The sequence below is a fragment of the Streptomyces sp. NPDC046831 genome, from assembly GCF_040645305.1.
Taxonomy (GTDB): Bacteria; Actinomycetota; Actinomycetes; order Streptomycetales; family Streptomycetaceae; genus Streptomyces.
The window spans coordinates 64,734-86,508 of the sequence record NZ_JBEYXZ010000012.1 but is presented as its reverse complement, the minus strand read 5'-3'; the positions used below and the strand labels follow the sequence as shown (position 1 = coordinate 86,508).

Below are 21,775 nucleotides of genomic sequence, written 5' to 3'. Positions count from 1 at the left end.
GGCCCGCCGGGCGTGGCATGTACCCACGCGCCGTGCCATGGGCACATGTCACTCATACCCTGACACTACGGTGATACGGGGCGTATCGCGCAGGTGTGCCGCCTCGGCCCGGCGGGCGGAGGGCCGCAGGCGGCCGCCGGACCGGCGCTGTGCGGAGGCGGTCACGACGTGAGCGGCAGCCGGCTTCGTGGTCGGCGCGCGCGGATCCGGCCGGGCGCACGGGCGGCGTGCCCGCGGAACGGGCGGCGGACCGGGGACGCGGCCGTGCTGCGGCCAGGGGGCGCGGCGGCGGGTGGTGGGGCCCGGGGCGGGCGCTTCGGCGGGCGTCGGCCGGGGGGCTCAGTCCCTGCCCGGAGTCAGTTCGGCCAGCAGCAGGGTCCTGTCGTCGCTGACGTCGTCCGCGGAGGCCTCGGCGAGCAGCCGCCGGCACAGGGCGCTCAGCGCGTCCGTGTCCGCGGTCCCCGGCACGCCGTCCGCGCCGGCGTCGAGGGCGCGGGCGAGGCGGGTGATGCCCTGGTCGATATCGGCCCGGCGGGACTCGACCAGTCCGTCGCTGTAGAGCAGCAGCAGGGCCGGCTCGGACAGGTGCAGCACCGTCGGCTCGTAGCGTCCCGCACCGAGCCCGAGGGGCAGGCCCGCGGTGGTGAGGGACACGGGTTCCGCCGGGCCGCCCGGCCCGCGGATCAGGGGCGGCGGGTGGCCGGCGCCGACGAACGTGCAGGTCGCCAGGCCCGCATCCCATTCCGCGTAGATGCAGGTGGCGAAGGAGGCGCCGGGCGTGTCGCCGGCGACCGCGTCCAGCCGGTGCATGAGCTCGGTGGGGCCGATGTCGAGGGCCGCCAGGGTGCGGACCGCCGTACGCAGCTGGATCATGGCGACCGCGGACTCGGGGCCGTGTCCCATCGCGTCGCCGACGATCATGCCCAGCCGCCGGCCCGCCCGGGGCAGCACGTCGTACCAGTCGCCGCCGATCACGTCGTCCTGGCCGGCGGGCCGGTAACCGTGGGCGACCCGGCAGCTCGCGAAGGTCTGGCCGGTCTCCGGGAGCAGGCTGCTGCGGATGGCGAGGGCGGTGCGGCGCTCCCGCTCGTAACGGCGCGCGTTGTCCAGTGCCACGCACGCCCGGGCGCCCAGCGACTCCACGGCGACGGCCTCGCCGTGCGAGAAGGGCTCCTTGTCCGGGCCGCGGGTGCAGGCGATGAACCCGACGGCCGCGCCGCGCAACCGCAGCGGGACGATCAGGAACGACGCGCTCCGTAGCAGGGCGTCCACCCCGGCGTCGTCCGGGTCGGCCCTGCGCAGTCTTTCGAAGGTGTGCCGGTCGACCCCGTCGAGCAGTTGTGTCTGCCCGGTGGCGACGGCGCGCGCGTACGGCGTGTCACGGGGGAAGACCAGGACCTCCCCGACGGGCAGCAGGTGCTCCCAGTCCTCCGGGGTGTCCGACCCTATGCGCAGGGCGAGGCGGCGCGCCTCGATCTGCGGCGGATCGGGCGCGGCGCGGGCGTGCTCCTCCAGGCGCCAGCGCTGCAGCAGGTACACCGAGGCGGCGTCGCAGAACCCGGGGGCGAGGGCGTGGACGACATGACGGCCCGTCAGATGGAGGTCGAGTTCGGAACCGATGGCGTCGGCCGCGGGGGAGAAGGGGGTGCGGCGGCGGGGCGGCGCTGTGGGGGGAGCGTCGCCGGGGTGGCTGCGTTCCGTGTTCCGCAGGGTCGTTGCCTTCCGGGTGGGGCCGGTAGCGGCGCGGGTGGGGCCGGGCGGGAATGTGATGGCACATGCCATGGGCAACTATATGATGGTCAGTCAAGTTGGTTGACACGAAGGGGAGTTGGCATGAGGCCGGACGGAAGCGGTCCGCCGCAGGGCGTCGATCCGGGCAAGGCGAGCGTGGCCCGGATGTATGACGCCATGCTGGGCGGGGATCACAATTTCGCCATAGACCGGGAGGCGGTGGCCGCTTTCACGGCGATCGATCCCCAGGTCCGTACGCTGGCCCGCGCCAACCGCGCCTTCCTGGGCCGTGCGGTGCGCTTCCTGGTCGACGCGGGTGTGCGTCAGTTCATCGATCTCGGCTCGGGCATCCCGACCCAGGGCAACGTCCACGAGGTCGCCCAGGCCGCCAGCCCCGGCGCGAAGGTCGTGTACGTCGACAACGACCCGGTGGCCGTGGCGCACAGCGAGGCGCTCCTCGCCGGCAACCCGGACGCGGCGATCGTGGCGGCCGACATCCGCAAGCCCGAGGACGTGCTCTCCTCCCCGCAGGTGCGTGGGCTCATGGACTTCCGGCAGCCCATCGCCGTCCTGATGATCACGATTCTGCACTTCGTCACACCCGAGGAGGACCCGGCCGGCATCGTGGCCGCCTTCCGGGACGCCGTTCCCACGGGCAGCTGGCTGGCGCTGACCCACGCCACGGACGAGGACCGCCCGGACACCGCGGCCGCCGTGGGGCAGCTGTACCGCTCCCGGGCCACCTCGCCGGTCACCGCCCGCTCCCGGCAGCAGATCCGCTCCCTGTTCGACGGCTTCGAGCTGGTCGAGCCGGGGCTGGTCCACGTCCCCCTCTGGCGCCCGGAGGCGGCCGACGACATCCCCGAGAACCCGGCCCAGTACTGGGTGTACGCCGGCGTCGGCCGCAAGGACTCCTAGGAGTGCCCGGTCGCCTCGCCCTGCCGGGCACCCTCTCCACCGAGCAACATACGGCCGATCGGGTGACGATGGACATGCAACCCAGGTGATATAGCTGCCCCATGGAGGAGGCAGGTGTCATGACATCTCCTACCGATTCTCCCGCCCCCGGGCCCTCGCGCGGCACCGAACCAGAACAGGGCCCCCTTCCCGAAGGTATGGCCGCCCTGGCGAACATAGGCTGGCAGATCCTGCTCACGATGGGCCTCGCCGCCATCGCCCTGGGCGTCGTCGTCCTGGTCTGGCCAGGCGCGACCCTACGCGTCGTCGGCATTCTCTTCGGCGTCTACCTCCTGGTCACCGGCGTCTTCCAACTCGCCGCCGCCTTCGGTACCCACGTCCCCCGGCACCTTCGCGTCCTGCACTTCATCACCGGCGCCGCATCCATCCTGCTGGGTCTCCTCTGCTTCCGGGGCCCCCTGGAGTCGATCCTGCTGCTCGCCCTGTGGATCGGCTTCAGCTGGCTGCTGCGCGGTATCACGGAGACGGCCGCGGCGGCCTCCGCCCCCGCCATGCCGGGGCGCGGCTGGCACGTGGCATTCGGGATCATCGGGACCATGGCCGGCATCGTGATGATCGTCATGCCGTTCGTCTCGATCGCGACACTCACCCTGGTGGTGGGCGTCATGGCCATAGTTCTGGGCCTGACCGAAGTGGTCCGTGCGATCAGGACTCGCGTCGAGATCGGTCATCTCGCTTCGGGTACGGCCACCCAGCGGCGCCCCCTGTTCCACGCCCGCCCGCACCCCCAGCACTGACCGGCCGGAAACGCGAGCGGCGGCACGACCACCCACCGCGCGGCGTGCTCCGGTCAGTCGGTGTGACCACCATGAGTACCCCGCGTGACAAGTGAGACGGCCCGCTGGACGACGGCCCGTCCCGACGGCCGCCATCCGGTGGGCGCGACGCCCGGTCGATGACGCGGAACCCACACCCGCAGCGTCCGGGGACTGATCCGGCACCGTACGGGAGTGGGCAGGGTGACGGCTTCGCCGTCCAGCCCGACGGGGACGACCGGGGCGTCGGCCTCGACGACGACGCCGTCGGGTGTCGCGAGACGGGTCAGCCCGTGCAGCTGCCCGCTTCGCAGCCTGGCGGCCGTCTCTGGTGGCGTCTCCGCTCTCGCGGCCAGCAGCCCCAGGAGCCCGGAGTCGAGGTGCGCCCGTCTGCCGAGCCCGGCCGGGTCGTCGATCTGGTAGGGGTTGTTGCTCACCAGCACGGCATCCGGCCGGGTCACGGTCACCAGCCCCGCGTGTACCACCAGCTCCGGACCCTCGTGGCGAGCCAGGAACTCCGGGAGGGTCCTCACCATGGTGCCGATCTTGTCCTCCCGATAGGCAGGGTCCTGCACCACAGCGGCATACGCTCCGAACGACACGTTGTTGACGAATGCCCGCTCGCCCGCATACCCGAGGTCTACGCGCAGCTCGACGCCGTCCGTCAGGGCCTCCAGCGCGGCCGAAGGGTTCTCACGGTCCAGGCCGAGGTCCATCGCGAAGTGGTTGCGGGTGCCGGCCGGAATGACCACGAAGGGCAGGCCGCTCTCCGCGGCCACCGCGGCGACGAGTGCCAGCGTGCCGTCTCCGCCGGCGACCCCGAGCAGATCCGCACCGTCAGCCACGGCGCGTCGCGCGACAGTCGCCGGATCCCGTGGCCGGGAATGATCGATCAGAACGACCTGCGCTCCGAACGCACAGGCCCGTTCCGCGATCCGGAACCGGAGGGCTTTCCCGTTCCCCGAATGGGGATTCACGATCAGACAGGGCCGCAGCGCGCTGGTCGCCGGTCGCGACTCGTTACCGGTCACGGCGCGTGCCGACAGGCCGCATGCGGACCGGCGCACGCCGGCACCGGCAGGACTGCCGTGAGCAGGCCGACGGCTGAGGGCGCCGTCCCCGCCGGGGCCGACGGTCCGGCGAGTGCACCTGCGGCCACCGTCACCATGACACTTCCTTCAACGCGTGAGGCGTACGGCATCATCTTGCGGCTCGGCTCGGGCATCCGCACCCGGGGCGCACGGGGTCGAGGCGCCACTGCCGTCACGGTCCTGGCGAGTGCGGCACGCGGCAAAGCGACCCGCGCGAGGGAGGTCACCCCGTTTCTCCGTGACGGGGTCTGGGCACCCAGTGCCCATGGCGTCGCGTCAGGTTCCGGTGCGCACCATCCTCGCCACCATCGGTCTGGTGCTCGCCACCTACGTAGTACTCGAGTTGGTGGTGCACGCCCACCGCGTCCTGATCTGGGCGGTCATCGCGCTGCTGCTGGCCGTCTCCCTTCACCCGGTGGTGGAGGCGCTGCAGCGCCGTGTGCCGCGGTGCCGACGGGCGGTGGCCACCTTGCTGGTCTTCTTGGCCGCGGCTGCGGCCATCGGCGCGGTGATCGCCCTGTTCGTCATCCCCCTGGCTCAGGAGGGAAGCCGCTTCGCCGAACGCCTGCCCGCGATGATCAGGGACGCCCGGGCCGGTCGCGGGCCAGTCGGCAGCCTGCTGCAGCGGACGCACGCTCTGCAGTATGCCGAGCGGCATCAAGCGCAGATCCACACGTTCGCCACCGGACTGAGCACGCCCGTCCTGAAGTTCATCCGCAGTGCCGCTACCACCGCGACAGGCGCTCTCACCATTTTCGTCCTGGCCTATCTGATGGTGCTGGAAGGGCCGAAGGCCATCGACGGCGCCCTGAGCCTGGTGGACGACGCGCGTGCCGCCCGCATCCGCCGGGTGGGCGCCGCGTGCGCGCGTACGGTGACCGGCTACCTGACCGGCAACCTGCTGATCAGCGTCATCTGCGGAGTGCTGACCTACGTCATGCTGCTGGTTTCCGGAGTGCCGTTCGCCGGTCTGCTGGCCCTGTTCGTCGCCCTGACCGACCTCATTCCCCTGGTAGGGGCCACCATCGGAGCCGTCGTCGCCTCCTCAGTGGCGTTCACCCACTCCCTGGCGGCCGGCATCGGCGCCATCGTCTTCTTCATCGTCTACCAGCAGGCCGAGAACCACCTCCTGCAACCGGTCATCCTCTCCCGGACGGTGAGACTCAACCCCCTCACCGTGCTGCTGGCCATCCTGATCGCCACCGAAGTCGCCGGGATCCTCGGTGCCCTGCTGGCGATTCCCGTCACCGGGATCGTCCAAGTCGTGCTCGGTGACATCTGGGCTCACCGCCACGGGCGGCCGCCGGGGCTGCCGACGCGGGCGGACAGCGACCCCGAGAACACCGATCGGACCGACGCCCGCGGATGACCGTCGCAGGGCCTCGCCGGCGACGCCTTCGACGACTCGGTGGACAGGCACGAGCCGCACACCCATGATCCTCGCTGGTGCGGGTTTGTCGCGATCTGCTCGCCGGCTGGACCGGAGCGGTCGCCATCGCCGCGGCACGCAACGCCGGAACTGCCGGAAGACGCCCAGGGCGCGCCTGGTCGTGGACGTCGAACCCGACTCGATGCCGAGCGCCGGCTGTCCGACGGAGCATCCGGGGACGGGGTCCGGCGCGCGCTGCGACGTTGTCGTCGATGGTCGACGCTCGGCGTCGCCGTCCTCCGCGCCCTTGCGGCCGCACGCACCGGACCCCCTGCACAGGGGGCTGCAGGTGCCGCGGACAGCCCCCGGCCGGGACCCCGCCCGCCGGGACCTCGCGCCGGAGCCGCGCGGGCGTGTCAGGAAACACGCTGCGGTAGTGGACTGCCCGGGGGTACCCGCCGTCCCCGCCGGGGCGGGGACGGCACGGGCCTCAGGCGGGACGCACCGCGCTGTGGACGGCCCGGGCCCCGGCGAAGAAGACCGACTCCTCGCGAATCGGCGCCCCCGGGCTCGGCGCGTGGATCATCAGGCCGTTGCCCGTGCACAGACCGACGTGGCTGACGTCGCCGTAGAAGAGGATCAGGTCCCCGGCCCGCATCTCGGCGAGGGCCACGGGCGTGCCGCAGCCGGCCTGGCCGGCCGCCGTGCGGGGCAGGTCGACCCCGGCCGCTCTCCAGGCGGCCTGGGTGAGGCTCGAACAGTCGTAGGAGTCCGGCCCGGTCGCACCCCAGACGCACGGCTTGCCGACCTGCGCGCGGGCGAAGGCCAGCGCCTTCGCCGCCTTCCTCTCGTACGCCGTACCCCCGACGTCACCGACACCGAGCGGGGCGGCGGTGGTGGGGACGACGGGGGCCCCGGGGCCGGGGCCGGCGGCCGGGTCCGGGTGGGCCGGGACGGTGGGGAAGGGCGCCGTGGTGGTGGGGGCGGCTGGCGGGTCCGGGTAGGTCGGGACGGTGGGGAAGGGCGCCGTGGTGGTGGGGGCGGCTGCCGGGTCCGGATAGGTCGGGACGGTGGGGAGGGGCGCCGTTGTGATGAGGACGGCGGCCGGGTCCGGGTGGGCCGGGACGGAGGGGAAGGGCGCCGTGGTGGTGGGGGCGGCTGGCGGGTCCGGGTAGGTCGGGACGGTGGGGAAGGGCGCCGTTGTCATGAGGACGGCGGCCGGGTCCGGGAGGACCGGGACGCCGGGGGAGGGGGCGGTGGCCGGGTCCGGCCAGGCCGGGGAGGCTGCCGTCGTCGAGGCGGCGGCCGGATCGGGGAAGGGCGGGACGGCGGGGAAGGGAGCCGTGGTGTCGGGGGCCGCGCCGGTGGTGGGGGTGGCGGCCGTGCCCGGCTGGCCCGGGCTCACCGCCGTGCCGGACCAGTCGGCCCGGCCCCCGTCGGGGGCGTTGCCCGGGCCGGAGGCCGCCGGCTGCCCCGTCCATTGTTCGAGCAGCTGCTGAGAGGTCAGCCGGGACGCACTGGGGGCGTCCGCGTACCAGATGGCGCCGGCCGGCCCGGCTCCGGTTCCGGTCGCCGGGCCGCTTCCCCGGCCGGCCTGCCGGGCCAGCAGCCCGCGGGCCTGGTCCATCTTCCTCTGCAACCGCTCCTTGGCAGAGCTCGGCACCTCGGGCCGCGGCCGGGCGACGGAGGGCGGCCGGGTCGCGGCGGCCTCCGGCCGCGTCCCGGCGGTGGCCGCGACCGTCGGCGCCGGCTCGGCGGCGACTCCGGCCCACGGGGCGGGCGCGGGCACGGGGGTGAGGAGGTCCGCGGAGGTGAGGAGCTCGGGGGCGAACCGCGCCGGTGCCACGGCGGGTTCGGCGGCCGGCTCCGGCATCACCAGTGCAGTCGAGACCGTCGAGACCGTCGAGACCGTCGAGGTCATTGAGCTCGTCGAGGCCGTCGACGCCGTGAGGTCGGGGCCCGCGGTGAGCTCTCGTGCGGGGGGCACGGCGACGGGTCCGGCCGGCAGGCTCGGGAGGCCGGCGGCCGGTGCGGCGGCCGGCTCCGGCAGGGCCGGTGCCGTGGCGGACGGTCCGGCCGGCAGCGCGAGCCTGTCCCGCGTGTCCGACGCGGGCCCGGAGGCGGTCAGTTCACCCGCCGGGCGCCTCGCCGGCGCCGCGGACCGGGAGGCGGCCGGGTTCGGGCGGCGGTCGGCGGGCAGGACGGCCGGGACGGTCGGCCCCAGTTGCGCGCGCGCCAGGTCGAACCACTGCCTGGTGACGCTCTCCAGGGCCGGGTCCCGTCCCGCCGAGGAGGTGTCGCCGGGCGCGGAGTCGACGCGGGTGCGCCGTGCCCTGCTCCTCGCCCGGGTCGCGTTGTAGTTCCCCGTGGCCGTCTCGGCCTGGTCGTACAGGGCACTGACCCGCCGCTGCACCTCTTCACGGCTGGGTCCGTCACCGCCCGTTGCCGAGGCGGAGTCGCGCGCGCCGGGGAGGCCACTGCCGGCGGGGCGCGAAGGTCGTTCCGGCGCCAAGGAAGACGTACTCCTTCCGCGGACCGCCTACCGGGTCGGCAGTCGGGTTCGGGCGGTCGCTTCGGAAGGTGTGCCCTACGGCCCCGCCCTGCCGGGCTGTTGAGCCGATTCACCACAAGGTCGGTCGGGTTCCCGGCTCCGGTGGCCACGAGGGCGCGCCGGACGCGGCGGAGGCCACGCGATCCGGCGGGTTCGCCGGAGGCAATCGTGCGGCCCGGGCGTCAACTTAGCGAACATGTGTGCCTGGTGTGAAGGTCGAACCGCGACGGGACCGATGCGGGTTCGTTACCTGCCTGCCTGCCTGCCTGCCTGCCTGCCTGCCTGCCTGCCTGCCTGCCTGCCTGCCTGCCTGCCTGCCTGCCGGGCCGTTCCCCGCCCCGCCCCGCGCAGCGCCGGGCCGCCGGGGCCGTGCCGCGTGCGGCACGGCCCCGGAGACGGGGCGGCGAGCACGGGACCCCGGGCGGCCCGGCGCTGTGCGGGGCCGTACCGGCTCGCGTACCGTCGCGTCGCCCGGCTGCACGAGCCCCGGCCCCGCGGCCCCTGCTCCCGCCGCGCCGGGGCCGCGACAGGGAGTCCCAGGCGGCGGTCAGACGGACCCGAGGTCGGACGACACCCAGCGTTCGGGGCGCATGCGGACGACGACCTGCTCGCCGTGGTTCTTCCAGGCGAAGTCGACGTAGGCGTCGACCTTGTCGGCCGGGAGGTAGCGGGCCGAGATCTCCCGGAGCTGCTCGATGGTGGCGGGTTCCGTCCCGACGACCGGGCCCTCGACCGACACGTACCGGATCGTGGGTTCGACGCGGTCCACCATCAGGGTGAACCGGCCCGCCGCACCGATCAGCCGGTTCTTGCGGGAGTCCTTGCCGGTCAGGATCCAGGCGATGCCGCCCGGCGCGTACTGGTACCAGATGGGCACGGTCAGCGGGGCTCTGTCCGCTCCGGCGCCGACCGCCAGCGCGGCGACGTGCGGCTCGGCGAAAAACTTCTCACGCTCTTCGCGGTTCAGGGCCATACGGGTCTCCTCCAGCGGTGCCGAAGCGGACGTCTTCGCCATCCGTGCCCCGTCTCGGCGCCCGTGGCACTCACCGGTGTTCCGCGCGCCCCGCTCGGCCCACCCCGTCACCCGGCCGGACGAACGAATCACGCCACTTCCAGCGGGCTCCGGCGGCGCCGGGAGGCGGCGACGTGGCCCGAACGGCCCTGTCGGGTACCCGCAGAAGCACCGGAGGGTGGGACATGCGTACCGCAGGACATCGCCCCGCCCCCGCCCGCCGCGCCTTCGACCACCGCCCCGCCGGCAGCCCGACCCCCGTCCGCCGGCAGCCCGACCCCCGTCCCGCCCCGCCGCCCGGAACCGGCGCGGCCCTCCCGAGATCCGGAACCGAACCCGACCGCCGTCCCGACCGCAAAGGAACCCCGATGTCCGTCGACACGCACCAGGCGCCCGCCCGGCTCCCGGACGAGGAACTGCTCACGCTGGACGCCCACTGGCGCGCCGCGAACTACCTGTCCGTAGGCCAGATCTACCTGATGGCGAACCCGCTGCTGACCGAGCCGCTCCGCCCGGAGCACATCAAGCCGCGCCTGCTCGGACACTGGGGCACCTCGCCCGGCCTCAACCTGGTCCACACCCACCTCAACCGCGTCATCAAGGCCCGCGACCTCGACGCGCTGTGCATCTGGGGCCCCGGTCACGGCGGGCCCGCCGTCCTGGCCAACTCGTGGCTGGAGGGGTCGTACACCGAGACCTATCCGGACATCACGCGGGACGCCGCGGGCATGGCACGGCTGTTCCGGCAGTTCTCCTTCCCCGGCGGGGTGCCGAGCCACGTCGCCCCCGAGACGCCGGGCTCCGTCCACGAGGGCGGCGAGCTCGGCTACTCGCTGTCCCACGCCTACGGCGCCGCGCTCGACAACCCGGACCTGCTCGTCGCCTGCGTGATCGGCGACGGCGAGGCGGAGACCGGCCCGCTGGCCGCTTCCTGGCACTCCAACAAGTTCCTCGACCCGGTGAACGACGGGGCCGTCCTGCCGATCCTGCACCTGAACGGCTACAAGATCGCCAACCCGGCGGTGCTGGCGAGGATCCCCGCGGACGAACTCGACGCCCTGCTGCGGGGGTACGGACACGATCCGCTCCACGTCACCGGCGACGATCCGGCCGCCGTCCACCGCGCGATGGCTGAGGCCATGGACACCGCGCTGGACCGCATCGCCGCGCTGCGGCGGGCCGCCCGCGAGGAGGGCGTCACCGACCGGCCCCGCTGGCCGCTGATCGTGCTGCGCACCCCGAAGGGCTGGACCGGGCCGGCCGAGGCCGACGGACTGCCCGTGGAGGGGACGTGGCGCTCCCACCAGGTGCCCCTGCCGGCCGTTCGCGACAACCCCGACCACCTGCGGCAGCTGGAGGAGTGGATGCGCTCCTACCGGCCCGAGGAACTGTTCGACGAGCACGGCGCGCCCCGCCCGGAGGTGCTCGACTGCGTCCCGGGCGGGGCCCGGCGGCTGGGGTCCACCCCGCACGCCAACGGCGGGCTCCTGCTGCGCGAGCTGCCCCTGCCGCCCCTGGAGCGGTACGCCGTCGAGGTGGACAAGCCCGGCGCGAGCACGCACGAACCGACCCGCGTCCTCGGCGACATGCTCGAGGACGTCATGCGGGCCACGGCCGAGCGCCGCGACTTCCGCCTGGTCGGCCCCGACGAGACGGCCTCCAACCGCCTCCAGGCCGTCTACGGCGCCAGCGGCAAGGCCTGGCAGGCCTGCACGCTGCCGGTGGACGAACACCTCGACCGGCACGGCCGGGTGATGGAGATCCTGTCCGAACACACCTGCCAGGGCTGGCTGGAGGGCTACCTTCTTACCGGCCGCCACGGGCTGTTCTCCTGCTACGAGGCGTTCGCGCACCTCGTCGACTCCATGGTCAACCAGCACATCAAGTGGCTGCGCGTGACCCGCCGCCTGCCCTGGCGCGCCCCCATCGCCTCCCTCAACTACCTGCTCACCTCGCACGTGTGGCGCCAGGACCACAACGGCTTCTCCCACCAGGACCCCGGCTTCGTCGACCACATCCTGAACAAGAGCCCGGAGGTGGTGCGGGTCTACCTGCCGCCGGACGCCAACACCCTGCTGTCGGTGGCCGACCACGTGCTGCGCAGCCGCGACTACGTCAACGTGGTCGTCGCCGGGAAGCAGCCCTGCTTCGACTGGCTGTCCATGGAGCAGGCCAGGGTGCACTGCGCCCGCGGTGCCGGCATCTGGGACTGGGCCGGTACCGAGGACGGCTCGCGCGCACCGGACGTGGTGCTGGCCTGCGCGGGTGACGTGCCGACGCAGGAGGTGCTGGCCGCCGCGCAGTTGCTGCGCCGGCACCTGCCCCATCTCGCCGTGCGGGTCGTCAACGTCGTCGACATCGCCCGGCTGCTGCCGCGCGAGGAACACCCGCACGGCATGAGCGACTTCGAGTACGACGGGCTGTTCACCCCGGACCGGCCGGTGATCTTCGCCTACCACGGCTACCCGTGGCTGATCCACCGCCTGGCCTACCGGCGCACCGGACACCCGCACCTGCACGTGCGCGGGTACAAGGAGATCGGCACCACGACCACCCCGTTCGACATGGTGGTCCGCAACGACCTGGACCGCTACCGCCTGGTCATGGACGTCATCGACCGCGTCCCCGGCCTGGCGGTGCGCGCCGCGGGCGTCCGCCAGCGCATGGCGGACGCCCGGGAGCGCCACCACACCTGGATCCGGGAGCACGGCACCGACCTGCCGGAGGTGGCCGACTGGACCTGGAACGGCTGAGCCGGACCGCGCGGGCCCACGGCCGGCACACGCCGCTGCGTGAGCGGGGCCCGTACCGGGGGCGGGGGACACCGGCCGGGCCGGGTGCGCCCGGTCGGGCGGCCGGACAGAGAGGGCCGACCGGCCCTGGCCCGCCGTCCGGGGAAGGGGGAAGGATGCCGATGGAATGCGAACGTGTGACGAGGAGCGACCGATGGCGGACAGCGAGCAGGCCGGCACCGACACCCCGATCAGGGTCTTCCTGCTGGACGACCACGAGGTGGTACGGCGCGGGGTGCACGACCTGCTGGACGACGAACCGGACATCACGGTGGTCGGTGAGGCGGCCACCGTGGAGCAGGCCCTCGTACGCGTGCCCGCCCTGCGCCCGGACGTGGCGGTCCTCGACGTCCGCCTGCCCGACGGCGACGGCGTCACCGTGTGCCGGGAACTGCGCTCGCGCCTGCCGGAGCTGGCCTGCCTGATGCTGACCTCGTTCGACGACGAGGAGGCACTCCTTGACTCGATCATGGCGGGGGCGTCCGGCTACGTCCTGAAGCAGATCCAGGGCTCCGACCTCGTCTCGGCCGTCCGGACGGTGGCGCGAGGCCAGTCGCTGCTCGACCCGAGCGCCACCACCAAGCTGATGGCGCGGCTGCGCGGCGGGCAGCAGCAGGAGCCGGAGCCCGACGCCCTGCCGGGACTGACCGAGCGGGAGCGGGAGATCCTGGCCCTGATCGGGGAGGGCCTGACGAACCGCCAGATCGGCCAGCGGCTGTACCTGGCCGAGAAGACGGTCAAGAACCACATCTCCCGGCTGCTGGCCAAGCTCGGCGTGGAGCGGCGCATCCAGGCCGCAGTCATCGCCACCCAGGCGCAGGACCGGTTGCGGGGCGGCGAAGGGCACTGAGCACCGCCGCACCGGCAGACCCCGCGCGGCGGAGGCCGCGGGCGCCGTCCGCCGGCCGCGGCCACCGCCGGCGGCGGGGGAGGGCGCGGCCGGCGGCCCCACCCGACCGGACGTCACCGCCGCCGGCCGTCCGGCTCGCGGTGGGGCCGGCGGAAGACCGGCTCAGGGCGCGATCGGCAGCTGCCGCTTGTGCTCGGTGAGCCGGTAGCGCTGGACGATGGCCGCGAAGGCGGCCTCGTCGACCGGCTTGCCCTCCAGGAAGTCGTCGATGTCGTTGTACGTGACGCCGAGCGCCTCCTCGTCGGGCTTGCCCGGGTCGAGGGTCTCCAGGTCCGCGGTCGGGGTCTTCCGCACCAGCTCGGACGGCGCGCCCAGCGCCTCCGTCACGGCCCGTACGCGCCGCTTGGTGAGGCCGGTGAGCGGCACCACGTCCGCCGCGCCGTCGCCGAACTTGGTGAAGAACCCGGAGACCGCCTCGGCGGCGTGGTCGGTGCCCACCACCAGGCCGTCGTGCGCGCCCGCCACCGCGTACTGGACGATCATGCGCTGCCGGGCCTTGATGTTGCCGTGCACGAAGTCCTGGTGGCGTGCGTCGCGGAAGACCGCGCCGCCGGCCAGCAGCGTCTCCAGCGCGGCGTCGCTGGCGGGCTTCACGTCCACGGTCAGGACCCGGTCGGGCCGGATGAACTCCAGCGCCCGCTGCGCGTCCTTCTCGTCGGCCTGCGCGCCGTACGGCAGCCGCATCGCGAGGAACGTCGACTCCTGCCCGCCGGCCCGGACCCGCTCGACCGCCAGCTGGCACAGCCGGCCCGCGGCCGTGGAGTCCACACCGCCGCTGATGCCCAGCACCAGCGAGCGCAGACCCGTGGAGGTCAGCCGGTCGGCCAGGAACGCCACCCGGCGCTCGATCTCCTGCTGCGCATCGAAGGACGGGCTCACCTGCAGGTCCCGGGCGATCTCCTGCTGCAGGGACATGGACGCCGGATCGGTCACACTCGCTCCTCGGTCGTGCCCGGGGCACGGTCGGCACGCGCCGTCGGGCGGAAGATTTCAGACATGTGTAAGGGACGGATGCACTCTAAAGGACGGCTGCGAAGTGCCGTGCGGGGAGTCGGCGGACGCGTCAGTGGCGGAAGAGCATGATCAGCAGGATGGTCGCCACGGCGCTGATCAGCAGCGAGCCGACACAGCCGATGCGGTTGCTGAAGAAGAACATGGCCGTCGCATGCCCGCACGGACCGGATCGAATCAGGCGCGTTCCGCTGCGGCACCGGCCGGCCGCACCCTGAACAGCCGTCCCAGCCCGGCCGTCGAGCCCCCACCGCCTCCACGGCACGGCCGGGTTCTCACCCTGCGTGCGGCGGGGCCGGGGGCCGGTCCGGCACCGCGGGCCGATGGCACGACCGGCCGCCTCCACGGCAGGCGGCGGGCCATGGGTCCCCGCGGCGCTCGTCCCGGCTGTCCCGGTCCGGGGCGTTTTCCGGGCCGCCGGATCACTTCGGCTCGTCGAACAGGGCCAGCAGCGCCTGTTCGTCCACCTCCGAGGCGGGGTGCCTCGTCCGCGGCAGTTGCTCGGCCCAGACCGTCTTGCCCTGCGGCATGTAGCGGACGCCCCAGTTGCTGGTGAACTGCGCCACCAGGAACAGGCCGCGCCCGCCCTCCTCGGTCGTCGCCGCCCGCCGGATGCGCGGGGAGGTGTTGCTGCGGTCGGAGACCTCGCAGATCAGCGCGTCGTCGCGGAGCAGCCGCAGGCCGATCGGCCCCTGCCCGCCGTACCGCACCGCGTTGGTGACCAGTTCGCTGACCACCAGGCCGGTGCTGAAGTCCAGGTCCGACAGGTCCCAGGCGGCGAGCTGGGCGGAGACCAGGGCCCTGGCCCGGCTCACGACCGAGGGGTCGGACGGGAACTCCCAGGACGCCACCTGGTCCGCGGGCAGCGGGTGGACGCGGGCCAGCAGCAGGGCCACGTCGTCACGCGGACCGCCGGGCAGGAGGGCGTCGGTGACCCCGTCGCACACGTCCTCCAGCGCCGGACCGGACCCGTCCAGCGAGGCCAGCAGCTGCGCGGTGCGCACCTCGGTGTCCCCGTAGCCGCGGCTCTCCTTGAGCAGGCCGTCGGTGTACAGGGCCAGCAGGCTGTCGGTGGGCAGGTCCACGGTGGTGGACTCGTACGGCTGGAGTCCGCCCAGTCCGAGCGGAGGCCCGGACGGCAGCTCGATCACCCGGGCCGGCTCGTCCGGCACCAGCAGCGCGGGCGGCGGATGACCGGCGCGTGCCGCCGTGCAGCGGCAGGACACCGGGTCGTACACGGCGTACAGGCAGGTCGCCCCGGTCGCGGGGTCCTGGTCCCCGGCCGGACTGCCGGCCGGTTCGTCGAAGGTGCGGCTGATCAGGTCGTCCAGGTGGGCCAGCACCTCCTCGGGCAGCAGGTCCTGCGCGGCCAGCGTCCGCACCGCCGTGCGCAGCCGGCCCATGGTCGCCGCGGCGTGCAGACCGTTCCCGGGCACGTCACCCACGACCAGCGCCACACGCGTACCGGACAGCGGGATCGCGTCGAACCAGTCCCCGCCCACACCCGCCCGGGCGTCCGCGGGCAGGTAGCGGGAGGCGAGGTCGACGGCCCTGAGCCGGGGCAGCGCGCGTGGCAGCAGACTGCGCTGCAGGGTGAGGGAGGCAAGACGCTCCCGGCGGTAGCGGCGGGCGTTGTCCAGGCTGGTCGCCGCCCGGGCGGCCAGCTCGCCCGCCAGCGTCAGGTCGTCCTGCTCGTACGGCCTCGTCCCGCCCCGGCGGTAGAACCCCACCAGGCCCAGCACGCAGCCCCGCGCCGACAGCGGGGCGCCGAGGTAGGAGTGCGTGCCCTCGCCGAGCAGACCGACCGGGTGCCCGCCGTCCGCCGGGACGCCGGCCGGCACCGAGTCCGCGACCGGCCGGCCCGACTCGAGGCACCGGTGCTGAGGTGTGCCGGCGGGGTAGTCGACCGGCTGCTCCTCCGTGCCGCCGGGCGGAGCGCCCCCGACGTCCCGGCCGGCCCAGACGACCACCCGCCGCAGCGCCACCTCGGGGCACGGCCGGCCGGGCAGGGGGTCCTCGTCCGTCAGGATGCCGTCGGAAAGGTCGACGACGACCAGGTCGGCGAAGCGTGGCACGGCGATCCTCGCCAGCTCCTCGGCGGTCTGCCGCATGTCAAGGGTGGTGCCGAGCCGGGTGCCCGCCTCGTTCAGCAGGGACAGCCGGCCGCGGGCCTCGGCGGCGAGCCGCCCGACGCGGGGTTCGCCCACCAGCAGCAGCCACGCGTCGGCCGCCCGGTCGGCGCCCGGCGGGGCCGGGCCCGGTTCATCGGCCCGCGCCTCGTCCGCCGCGTACGGGGCCTCGACGGGGGCCGTCCTCTCGGCCGTGTCCGTCGCCGTCGCCGTGCCCGGTGCGCTCAGCAGCGCGTGGCGACCGCCGGGGGCGATCGCCGTGACGGCCTCCGGCGTTCCCGCGCCGCCGGCGTCCTGGAAACCGACCTCGACCGCCGCGCCCTCCGCGTCGCCGTGGCACAGCTCGCGGCGGCGCAGCAGGGCGACGCGGCCGCCGGCCAGCGGCACCTCGGCATACGCCGTGCCGCTGGAGGAGATCAGCTCGATGGCGTGTTCCAGCAGCCCCAGCCGCTCCTGCGCGGTCAGCCGGGGCGCCGGCTCACCGGGCCGGAGCAGGTCACCCGGGGCGAGGTCCGGCCCGGCGCCGCGTCCGTCGGGCTCCCGGATCCGGCGGAAGGAGCGCATCAGCTCGCGTTCGCGGGTCCTGGTCAGCTCGAGCAGCCGCTCTCCGATGCGGTCGGTGGCGTCCTGCAGGACCAGCGCCATGCCGGGGTCGGCCAGCGTCCGGGGCACGGAGAGGTTGACCACGCCCTGCACGGTGCCGCCCACCGGGTCGCGCACCGGCGCAGCCATGCAGGTCAGCTCCTTGAGGCCGTGCAGATAGTGCTCGTGGCCGACGACCACGAACGGCGCCCTGGTGCTCAGGACCATGCTGACGCTGCTGGTTCCCATGAACCGCTCGTCGACGTTGGCGCCCAGCACCAGGGACGCGGCGTCCATCAGCGCCAGTCCCGCACTGTCGCCCAGCCGCTCCACGATGCGTGCCCGTGCGTCGGCCAGCGTCACGGTCACCGGCAGGCCCGAGAAGCGTTCGCGCAGGCGTTCCAGTACCGGTGCGGCGGCCCGGACCAGCCGGGAGTCCGGGTCGAGGTCGTGTTCGACCGGCAGGGCCGCCCCCTCGCGGTCGATGCCGCGCGCCTGCGAGCGCCGCCAGGAGGCGAGGATCTCCGGCCGTATCCCGGCAGCCGGAGACTCCTCGTCCCCCCGGCCGCCGTCCGCGGGCGTCGGGTACATCTCCACGAAAACCAGGGTAATCGGGGAATTTGACACCCGCTCGGGCCGCCGGTTCGCCCGTTTCGGCTCACAGGACCCGCGCCAGGACTCCGCCTGGCGCTGCGGGAGGCCCAGTCGCTCCTCGAGGCCGGCGAGGTCCTGCACCCGACACACCCCCGACGACCCGTCCGACCCCGGGCGGCAGGCTCGTCGGGCTGCTCGGCCGGCGTGCCGCGGGGGAGGGAGTGCTGTACGCGTTGCCCCGTCCGGGGGTTTCGCCGTCGGAGGGTGCCGGTCAGCCAGTAGTGTGACCGGAGAGCGGGCCGGCTCCCCGGCACGTCGCGGTGGCTTGGAGGAGCAGCGGTGGGAAGCACCGGGGACGCCCGCGAGGCCCGGATACGGCTGCCCCAGCTGAGGCTCGACGAACTGCTGGAGGAGTTGCAGGCCCGCCTGGACGCGGCACGCGGCACCCGGGACCGGGTGCACAGCCTGCTGGAGGCGGTGCTCTTCGTCGGCAGGGAGCTCGATCTCGAACAGGCGCTGTCCGGCGTCGTGGAGGCGGCGGCCGTGCTGGTCGACGCCCAGTACGCGGCACTCGGCGTGATCGGCCCGGACGGCAGACGGCTGTCCGCCTTCCACACGATCGGCGTCGACGAGGACAGGATCGCCCGCATCGGACCCTACCCGGAGGGCCACGGCATCCTCGGCGAGCTGATCCGGCACCCGGAGCCGCTGCGGCTGGCGAAGATCTCCGAGCACCCCGCGTCGTACGGCTTCCCGGCGCACCACCCGCCGATGAACACCTTCCTCGGCGTCCCCATCCGCGTGCGCGACCAGGTCTTCGGCAACCTGTACCTGACGGAGAAGCGCGGCGGAGCGCAGTTCGACGAGGACGACGAGGCCGTCCTCTCCACGCTCGCCGTGGCGGCCGGAGTGGCGATCGACAACGCACGGCTGTACGAGGAGTCGCGGCTGCGGGAGCGCTGGCTGAGGGCGAACGCGGAGATCACCCACAGCCTGATGTCGGGCGCCGCCCAGGGCGAGGTCCTCGGCCTGATCGCCGAGCGGGCCCGCGAGAACACCGGCGCCGCCCTCGCCGCCGTCGCGACGCCGATGAAGGGCACCGGCGCCCTCACGGTGGAACTGGCCCTCGGCGACCAGGCCGACGGACTGCGCGGCCTGGTGCTGCCCCCCGAGGGCAGCCTGATCGGACAGGCCTTCACCGGCGGTGTCCCGGCGAGCACCCCGGACGTCGCCCGCGGTGAGGACAACTCGGCCGGGCCCCCGCGGTTCGCCGGCCTCGGCCCGGCCGTGGCCGTGCCCATCGGATCGGGCGACGGCGTCCGGGGCGTCGTCCTGCTGGTCCGGGAGGCGGGCGGGCGGGAGTTCTCCGGCAAGGAGATGGAACCGCTGCAGGTCTTCGCCGCGCAGGCGGCCGTCGCCATGGAACTCGCCGAGCGCCGGCAGGACGCCCAGCAGATCGCCCTGCTGGAGGACCGCGACCGGATCGCCCGCGACCTGCACGACCTGGCCATCCAGCGGCTGTTCGCCACCGGCATGACCCTGCAGAGCGCCGGCCGTCTCATCGAGCACACGGAGGCGTCCGAACGCGTGCTGCGGGCCGTGGACGACCTCGACGAGACCATCAGGATCATCAGGTCGACCATCTTCGGGCTGCGCTCGCGCGAGGACGGCACCGCACCCGGTCTGAGGGCACGCGCGGTGCGCGTGGTCGGGGAGGCCACACCGGTCCTCGGCCTCGCGCCCAGCGTGCGGATGGAAGGCCTGCTGGACACCCATGTCTCCTGTGAGACCGCCGGCCACGTGGTGGCCGTGCTCTCCGAGTCGCTGGCCAACATCGCCCAGCACGCGCGGGCCGGCCGCGCCGAGGTGGTGCTGGAGACCGACGGCAGGCAGGTGCGCCTCACGGTCACGGACGACGGCGTCGGCATCCCGGCCGGAGGCCGCCGCAGCGGTCTGCGGAACATGGCGGAGCGCGCCCGCAAGCTGGGCGGGGACATGGAGATCACCACCCCGGACGGCGGCGGCACCCGGCTGGTCTGGCACGCCCCGGTCGACGGTTCGTCGGGGCGCGGGGCCGGCGGCTGACCGCCGCGGCGCCCTCTGCCACGGCGCCGTCTGCCGGACCGCCCGGCCGACGGCGCCCACCCGGACCGCTGTCGCACGGCAGGTCCGCCGTCGTAGCCGCGCGGGGGCGGCGCGGCCGGCTACCGGTCCGGCCGGGGGACCGTGAGGACCGGGCAGCGCGCGTGGTGCAGTACGCCCTGGCTGACGGAACCCAGCAGCATGCCGCCGAAGCCGCCGTGTCCGTGCGTGCCCACCACCAGCCCGAGCGCGTGCCCGGACGCCTCGGTGAGCACCTGCACCGGATGACCGCGCACCACGTCCTGGTGCAGCTCGACCTCCGGGTGGGTCGCCGAGCGGCCGGCCACCGTCTCCGACAGCACCCGGCGGCACTCCGCGACGGCCGCCGGCTCGTCCAGCACGCCGAGTGCGGGGGGATGCCAGACGTACAGCGCCCGCACCGCCGCGCCGCGCAGGGACGCCTCCTCGAAGGCGAAGTCCACCGCGGCGGCCGAGTGCGCACTGCCGTCCACGCCCACGACCAAGTACGGCGGTTCGTCGCCGGCCCGCTCCGGGCCGGGAACCACCACCACCGGGCAGGACGCGTGCGCGACGAGGGGCAGCGCGACGGACGCGGAAGTGGACAGCTCCTGCCGCGTGCTCAGGTGCCAGGACCCCACCACCACCTCGGTGGCCTGCCGGGACTGCTCGCGCAGCACCCAGGCCGGATGTCCCTCCGCCAGCAGTCCGGCCGTCTCCACCCCGGGGTGCCGGGACTCCATGAAGGACACCGCGGCCTTCAGCACCTGGTCCCCGGCCGCGTGCAGGTCGTCCTTCCAGGCCTCCCAGGACGGGTGCCCGCCGCGCGGGCGGTACCCGGCGGTCGGCACGCCCTGCGCGTGCACCAGCAGCAGCGGCAGATCCCGCCGTTCGGCCTCGGCGGCGGCCCAGGCGAGCGCCGTGCGCCGGTCCGGATCGGGGTCGACACCGACAACGATCGGCTTGCGGCCGTCGGTGTGCGTCATCAACGCCTCCGGGGATGTCGGGCGCGGTCAGGGGGCCGCGGTCGGGCGTGCGCTACGCCGCGGAAGCGGGGCGCACGGCGCCGCCCGGGCGGCCGCCGCGGCGCGCCCGCGGGTGTCTTCCATGGTGACGGCGCGACCCTCTCCCCGCACGGGGCGATCGGCCCTGCGGGTCGGGGACGTACCGCGACGCGGCCGGAGTGCCGGGCGCGCGGTGCCGCGGAGGGGCAGGCCGCGTCGCCGGTGGGGCTGAGCGTGCGTCAGTGCGCCGTGCGCCCCCACTGCGGTCCGACTTCCTCCCACTCCGCGTCCCAGGCCCGCGCACGGCGCCGGTCCAGGACGACGCGGACCGCGTAGAACCCGCCGGCGGCGGCGCCCGTCACGGCCAGGGACGCCGAGGCGCCGGTGACGGCCGCCTGCGTCAGTGCCTGCACCGGGGTCAGCGGCGGCGGGCTGACCCGGTTGCCGCCGTCGGTCCAGACGGTGATCCGGTCGCCCGCCCTGGCCCCCGCGTCGACCAGGGTCTGGTCCGAGTGCCGGCTGCCGTCCGGGGCCGTCCAGCGCACCGTGGCGAAGACGCGGTCGCTGCCGGCACCGACACGGCCGGTGTCGGGCCGCACGGCGTCACCGGCGACGGTGGCGGTGGCCGGATGCCGGTCGGCACGCTGCTGGGCGAGGCTGTCCACGGTCGCCTGCGCGGTCACCACCCCCGTGAAGGGGCCTCCCACCGCGACCACGAGCCAGGCGCTCAGGAGGACCCAGCCCTCGACCAGGTCCTCGCGGCGACGCAACGGGTTGTGCCGCCAACGCCACAGCGACCGCCGGTTCCGATTCCTACCCCGCATCGCGCTCACCTCCGGCTGTCGTCACCAGCCTTCATGGCGGGACCGGTCACGCGGCAGGGCCGTACGGGCACTGCTGGCCGCGGTCAGGAGGCCAACCGGCCCCATCGGGCTGGCCGGCCGAACGAGCCCCGCGGCTGCCGGTCCGCGCCCGGGGCCGCGAGGCGGCGGGCGGCGGGGCACGACGCCGTCGGCCCGGGGACCGGCGACACGCTCGCCCTCGTGACCCGGCCGCCGCACCGGCGGCCGCGTCACGGACCCGCGTTCGCCGGCCCCTGCCCGGCACCCTCCGGCGCCGCCGCCCGCGCACGCGCGGCTGTGAGGGCCCCGAGCGCGGCAGGGCCG

14 protein-coding genes and 1 riboswitch are annotated in these 21,775 nt (G+C 74.5%); of the genes, 6 read left to right on the top strand and 8 right to left on the bottom strand.

Annotation, left to right across the window (positions count from 1 at the left end; all coding sequences use genetic code 11):
- Positions 1-339: 339 nt before the first annotated feature.
- On the bottom strand, positions 340-1,782 hold the full coding sequence (locus tag ABZ920_RS13460; protein ID WP_361502904.1) for a SpoIIE family protein phosphatase: 1,443 nt from the start codon (positions 1,780-1,782) through the stop codon (positions 340-342).
- Positions 1,783-1,833: 51 nt separating this feature from the next.
- On the opposite strand from ABZ920_RS13460, the gene ABZ920_RS13455 reads away from it, so the two are divergent.
- Complete coding sequence (locus tag ABZ920_RS13455; protein ID WP_361502901.1) at positions 1,834-2,649, top strand: SAM-dependent methyltransferase; 816 nt, start codon at positions 1,834-1,836, stop codon at positions 2,647-2,649.
- Positions 2,650-2,768: 119 nt separating this feature from the next.
- Positions 2,769-3,446: an HdeD family acid-resistance protein gene (locus ABZ920_RS13450; protein WP_361502898.1), complete on the top strand. Its 678-nt coding sequence runs from the start codon at positions 2,769-2,771 to the stop codon at positions 3,444-3,446.
- 53 nt (positions 3,447-3,499) lie between these two features.
- Here ABZ920_RS13450 and ABZ920_RS13445 read toward each other — a convergent pair whose 3' ends face one another.
- Positions 3,500-4,441 (bottom strand): diacylglycerol kinase family protein, encoded by a 942-nt coding sequence (locus ABZ920_RS13445; RefSeq protein WP_361502895.1) that lies wholly within the window; start codon positions 4,439-4,441, stop codon positions 3,500-3,502.
- 379 nt (positions 4,442-4,820) lie between these two features.
- Here ABZ920_RS13445 and ABZ920_RS13440 point away from each other — a divergent pair, with 379 nt between their 5' ends.
- Complete coding sequence (locus ABZ920_RS13440) at positions 4,821-5,924, top strand: AI-2E family transporter (protein ID WP_361502893.1); 1,104 nt, start codon at positions 4,821-4,823, stop codon at positions 5,922-5,924.
- Positions 5,925-6,414: 490 nt separating this feature from the next.
- Here ABZ920_RS13440 and ABZ920_RS13435 read toward each other — a convergent pair whose 3' ends face one another.
- Both ABZ920_RS13435 and ABZ920_RS13430 read right to left on the bottom strand, forming a co-directional pair.
- Positions 6,415-8,337, bottom strand: coding sequence for an NlpC/P60 family protein (locus ABZ920_RS13435; RefSeq protein WP_361502890.1), 1,923 nt, complete (start codon positions 8,335-8,337; stop codon positions 6,415-6,417).
- 107 nt (positions 8,338-8,444) lie between these two features.
- Positions 8,445-8,616: riboswitch (cyclic di-AMP (ydaO/yuaA leader) on the bottom strand.
- A gap of 406 nt (positions 8,617-9,022) precedes the next feature.
- Positions 9,023-9,448: a pyridoxamine 5'-phosphate oxidase family protein gene (locus tag ABZ920_RS13430; RefSeq protein ID WP_361502887.1), complete on the bottom strand. Its 426-nt coding sequence runs from the start codon at positions 9,446-9,448 to the stop codon at positions 9,023-9,025.
- Between the two features lie 407 nt (positions 9,449-9,855).
- Between ABZ920_RS13430 and ABZ920_RS13425 the strand changes: the two genes are divergently transcribed.
- Positions 9,856-12,240, top strand: coding sequence for a phosphoketolase family protein (locus tag ABZ920_RS13425; RefSeq protein ID WP_361502884.1), 2,385 nt, complete (start codon positions 9,856-9,858; stop codon positions 12,238-12,240).
- Positions 12,241-12,433: 193 nt separating this feature from the next.
- Positions 12,434-13,129 (top strand): response regulator transcription factor, encoded by a 696-nt coding sequence (locus ABZ920_RS13420; RefSeq protein WP_361502882.1) that lies wholly within the window; start codon positions 12,434-12,436, stop codon positions 13,127-13,129.
- A 162-nt stretch (positions 13,130-13,291) separates the two neighbouring features.
- Here ABZ920_RS13420 and nadE read toward each other — a convergent pair whose 3' ends face one another.
- Positions 13,292-14,122, bottom strand: a complete 831-nt coding sequence (gene nadE, locus ABZ920_RS13415) for an ammonia-dependent NAD(+) synthetase (protein WP_361502879.1) — start codon at positions 14,120-14,122, stop codon at positions 13,292-13,294.
- Between the two features lie 500 nt (positions 14,123-14,622).
- Positions 14,623-17,502, bottom strand: coding sequence for a SpoIIE family protein phosphatase (locus tag ABZ920_RS13410; protein WP_361503125.1), 2,880 nt, complete (start codon positions 17,500-17,502; stop codon positions 14,623-14,625).
- Between the two features lie 342 nt (positions 17,503-17,844).
- On the opposite strand from ABZ920_RS13410, the gene ABZ920_RS13405 reads away from it, so the two are divergent.
- Positions 17,845-19,590: a GAF domain-containing protein gene (locus ABZ920_RS13405; protein ID WP_361502876.1), complete on the top strand. Its 1,746-nt coding sequence runs from the start codon at positions 17,845-17,847 to the stop codon at positions 19,588-19,590.
- A 119-nt stretch (positions 19,591-19,709) separates the two neighbouring features.
- On the opposite strand, the gene ABZ920_RS13400 is transcribed toward ABZ920_RS13405, so the two are convergent.
- Positions 19,710-20,591 (bottom strand): universal stress protein, encoded by an 882-nt coding sequence (locus tag ABZ920_RS13400; RefSeq protein WP_361502873.1) that lies wholly within the window; start codon positions 20,589-20,591, stop codon positions 19,710-19,712.
- 257 nt (positions 20,592-20,848) lie between these two features.
- Positions 20,849-21,433 (bottom strand): hypothetical protein, encoded by a 585-nt coding sequence (locus tag ABZ920_RS13395; RefSeq protein ID WP_361502870.1) that lies wholly within the window; start codon positions 21,431-21,433, stop codon positions 20,849-20,851.
- Between the last annotated feature and the right edge of the window lie 342 nt (positions 21,434-21,775).

Coding starts and splice junctions, on each gene's coding strand:
- ABZ920_RS13460 (WP_361502904.1), bottom strand. CDS start 1,782: ATGGCATGTGCCATCACATTCCCGCCCGGCCCCACCCGCGCCGCTACC.
- ABZ920_RS13455 (WP_361502901.1), top strand. CDS start 1,834: ATGAGGCCGGACGGAAGCGGTCCGCCGCAGGGCGTCGATCCGGGCAAG.
- ABZ920_RS13450 (WP_361502898.1), top strand. CDS start 2,769: ATGACATCTCCTACCGATTCTCCCGCCCCCGGGCCCTCGCGCGGCACC.
- ABZ920_RS13440 (WP_361502893.1), top strand. CDS start 4,821: ATGGCGTCGCGTCAGGTTCCGGTGCGCACCATCCTCGCCACCATCGGT.
- ABZ920_RS13430 (WP_361502887.1), bottom strand. CDS start 9,448: ATGGCCCTGAACCGCGAAGAGCGTGAGAAGTTTTTCGCCGAGCCGCAC.
- ABZ920_RS13425 (WP_361502884.1), top strand. CDS start 9,856: ATGTCCGTCGACACGCACCAGGCGCCCGCCCGGCTCCCGGACGAGGAA.
- ABZ920_RS13420 (WP_361502882.1), top strand. CDS start 12,434: ATGGCGGACAGCGAGCAGGCCGGCACCGACACCCCGATCAGGGTCTTC.
- ABZ920_RS13410 (WP_361503125.1), bottom strand. CDS start 17,502: ATGTACCCGACGCCCGCGGACGGCGGCCGGGGGGACGAGGAGTCTCCG.
- ABZ920_RS13400 (WP_361502873.1), bottom strand. CDS start 20,591: ATGACGCACACCGACGGCCGCAAGCCGATCGTTGTCGGTGTCGACCCC.
- ABZ920_RS13395 (WP_361502870.1), bottom strand. CDS start 21,433: ATGCGGGGTAGGAATCGGAACCGGCGGTCGCTGTGGCGTTGGCGGCAC.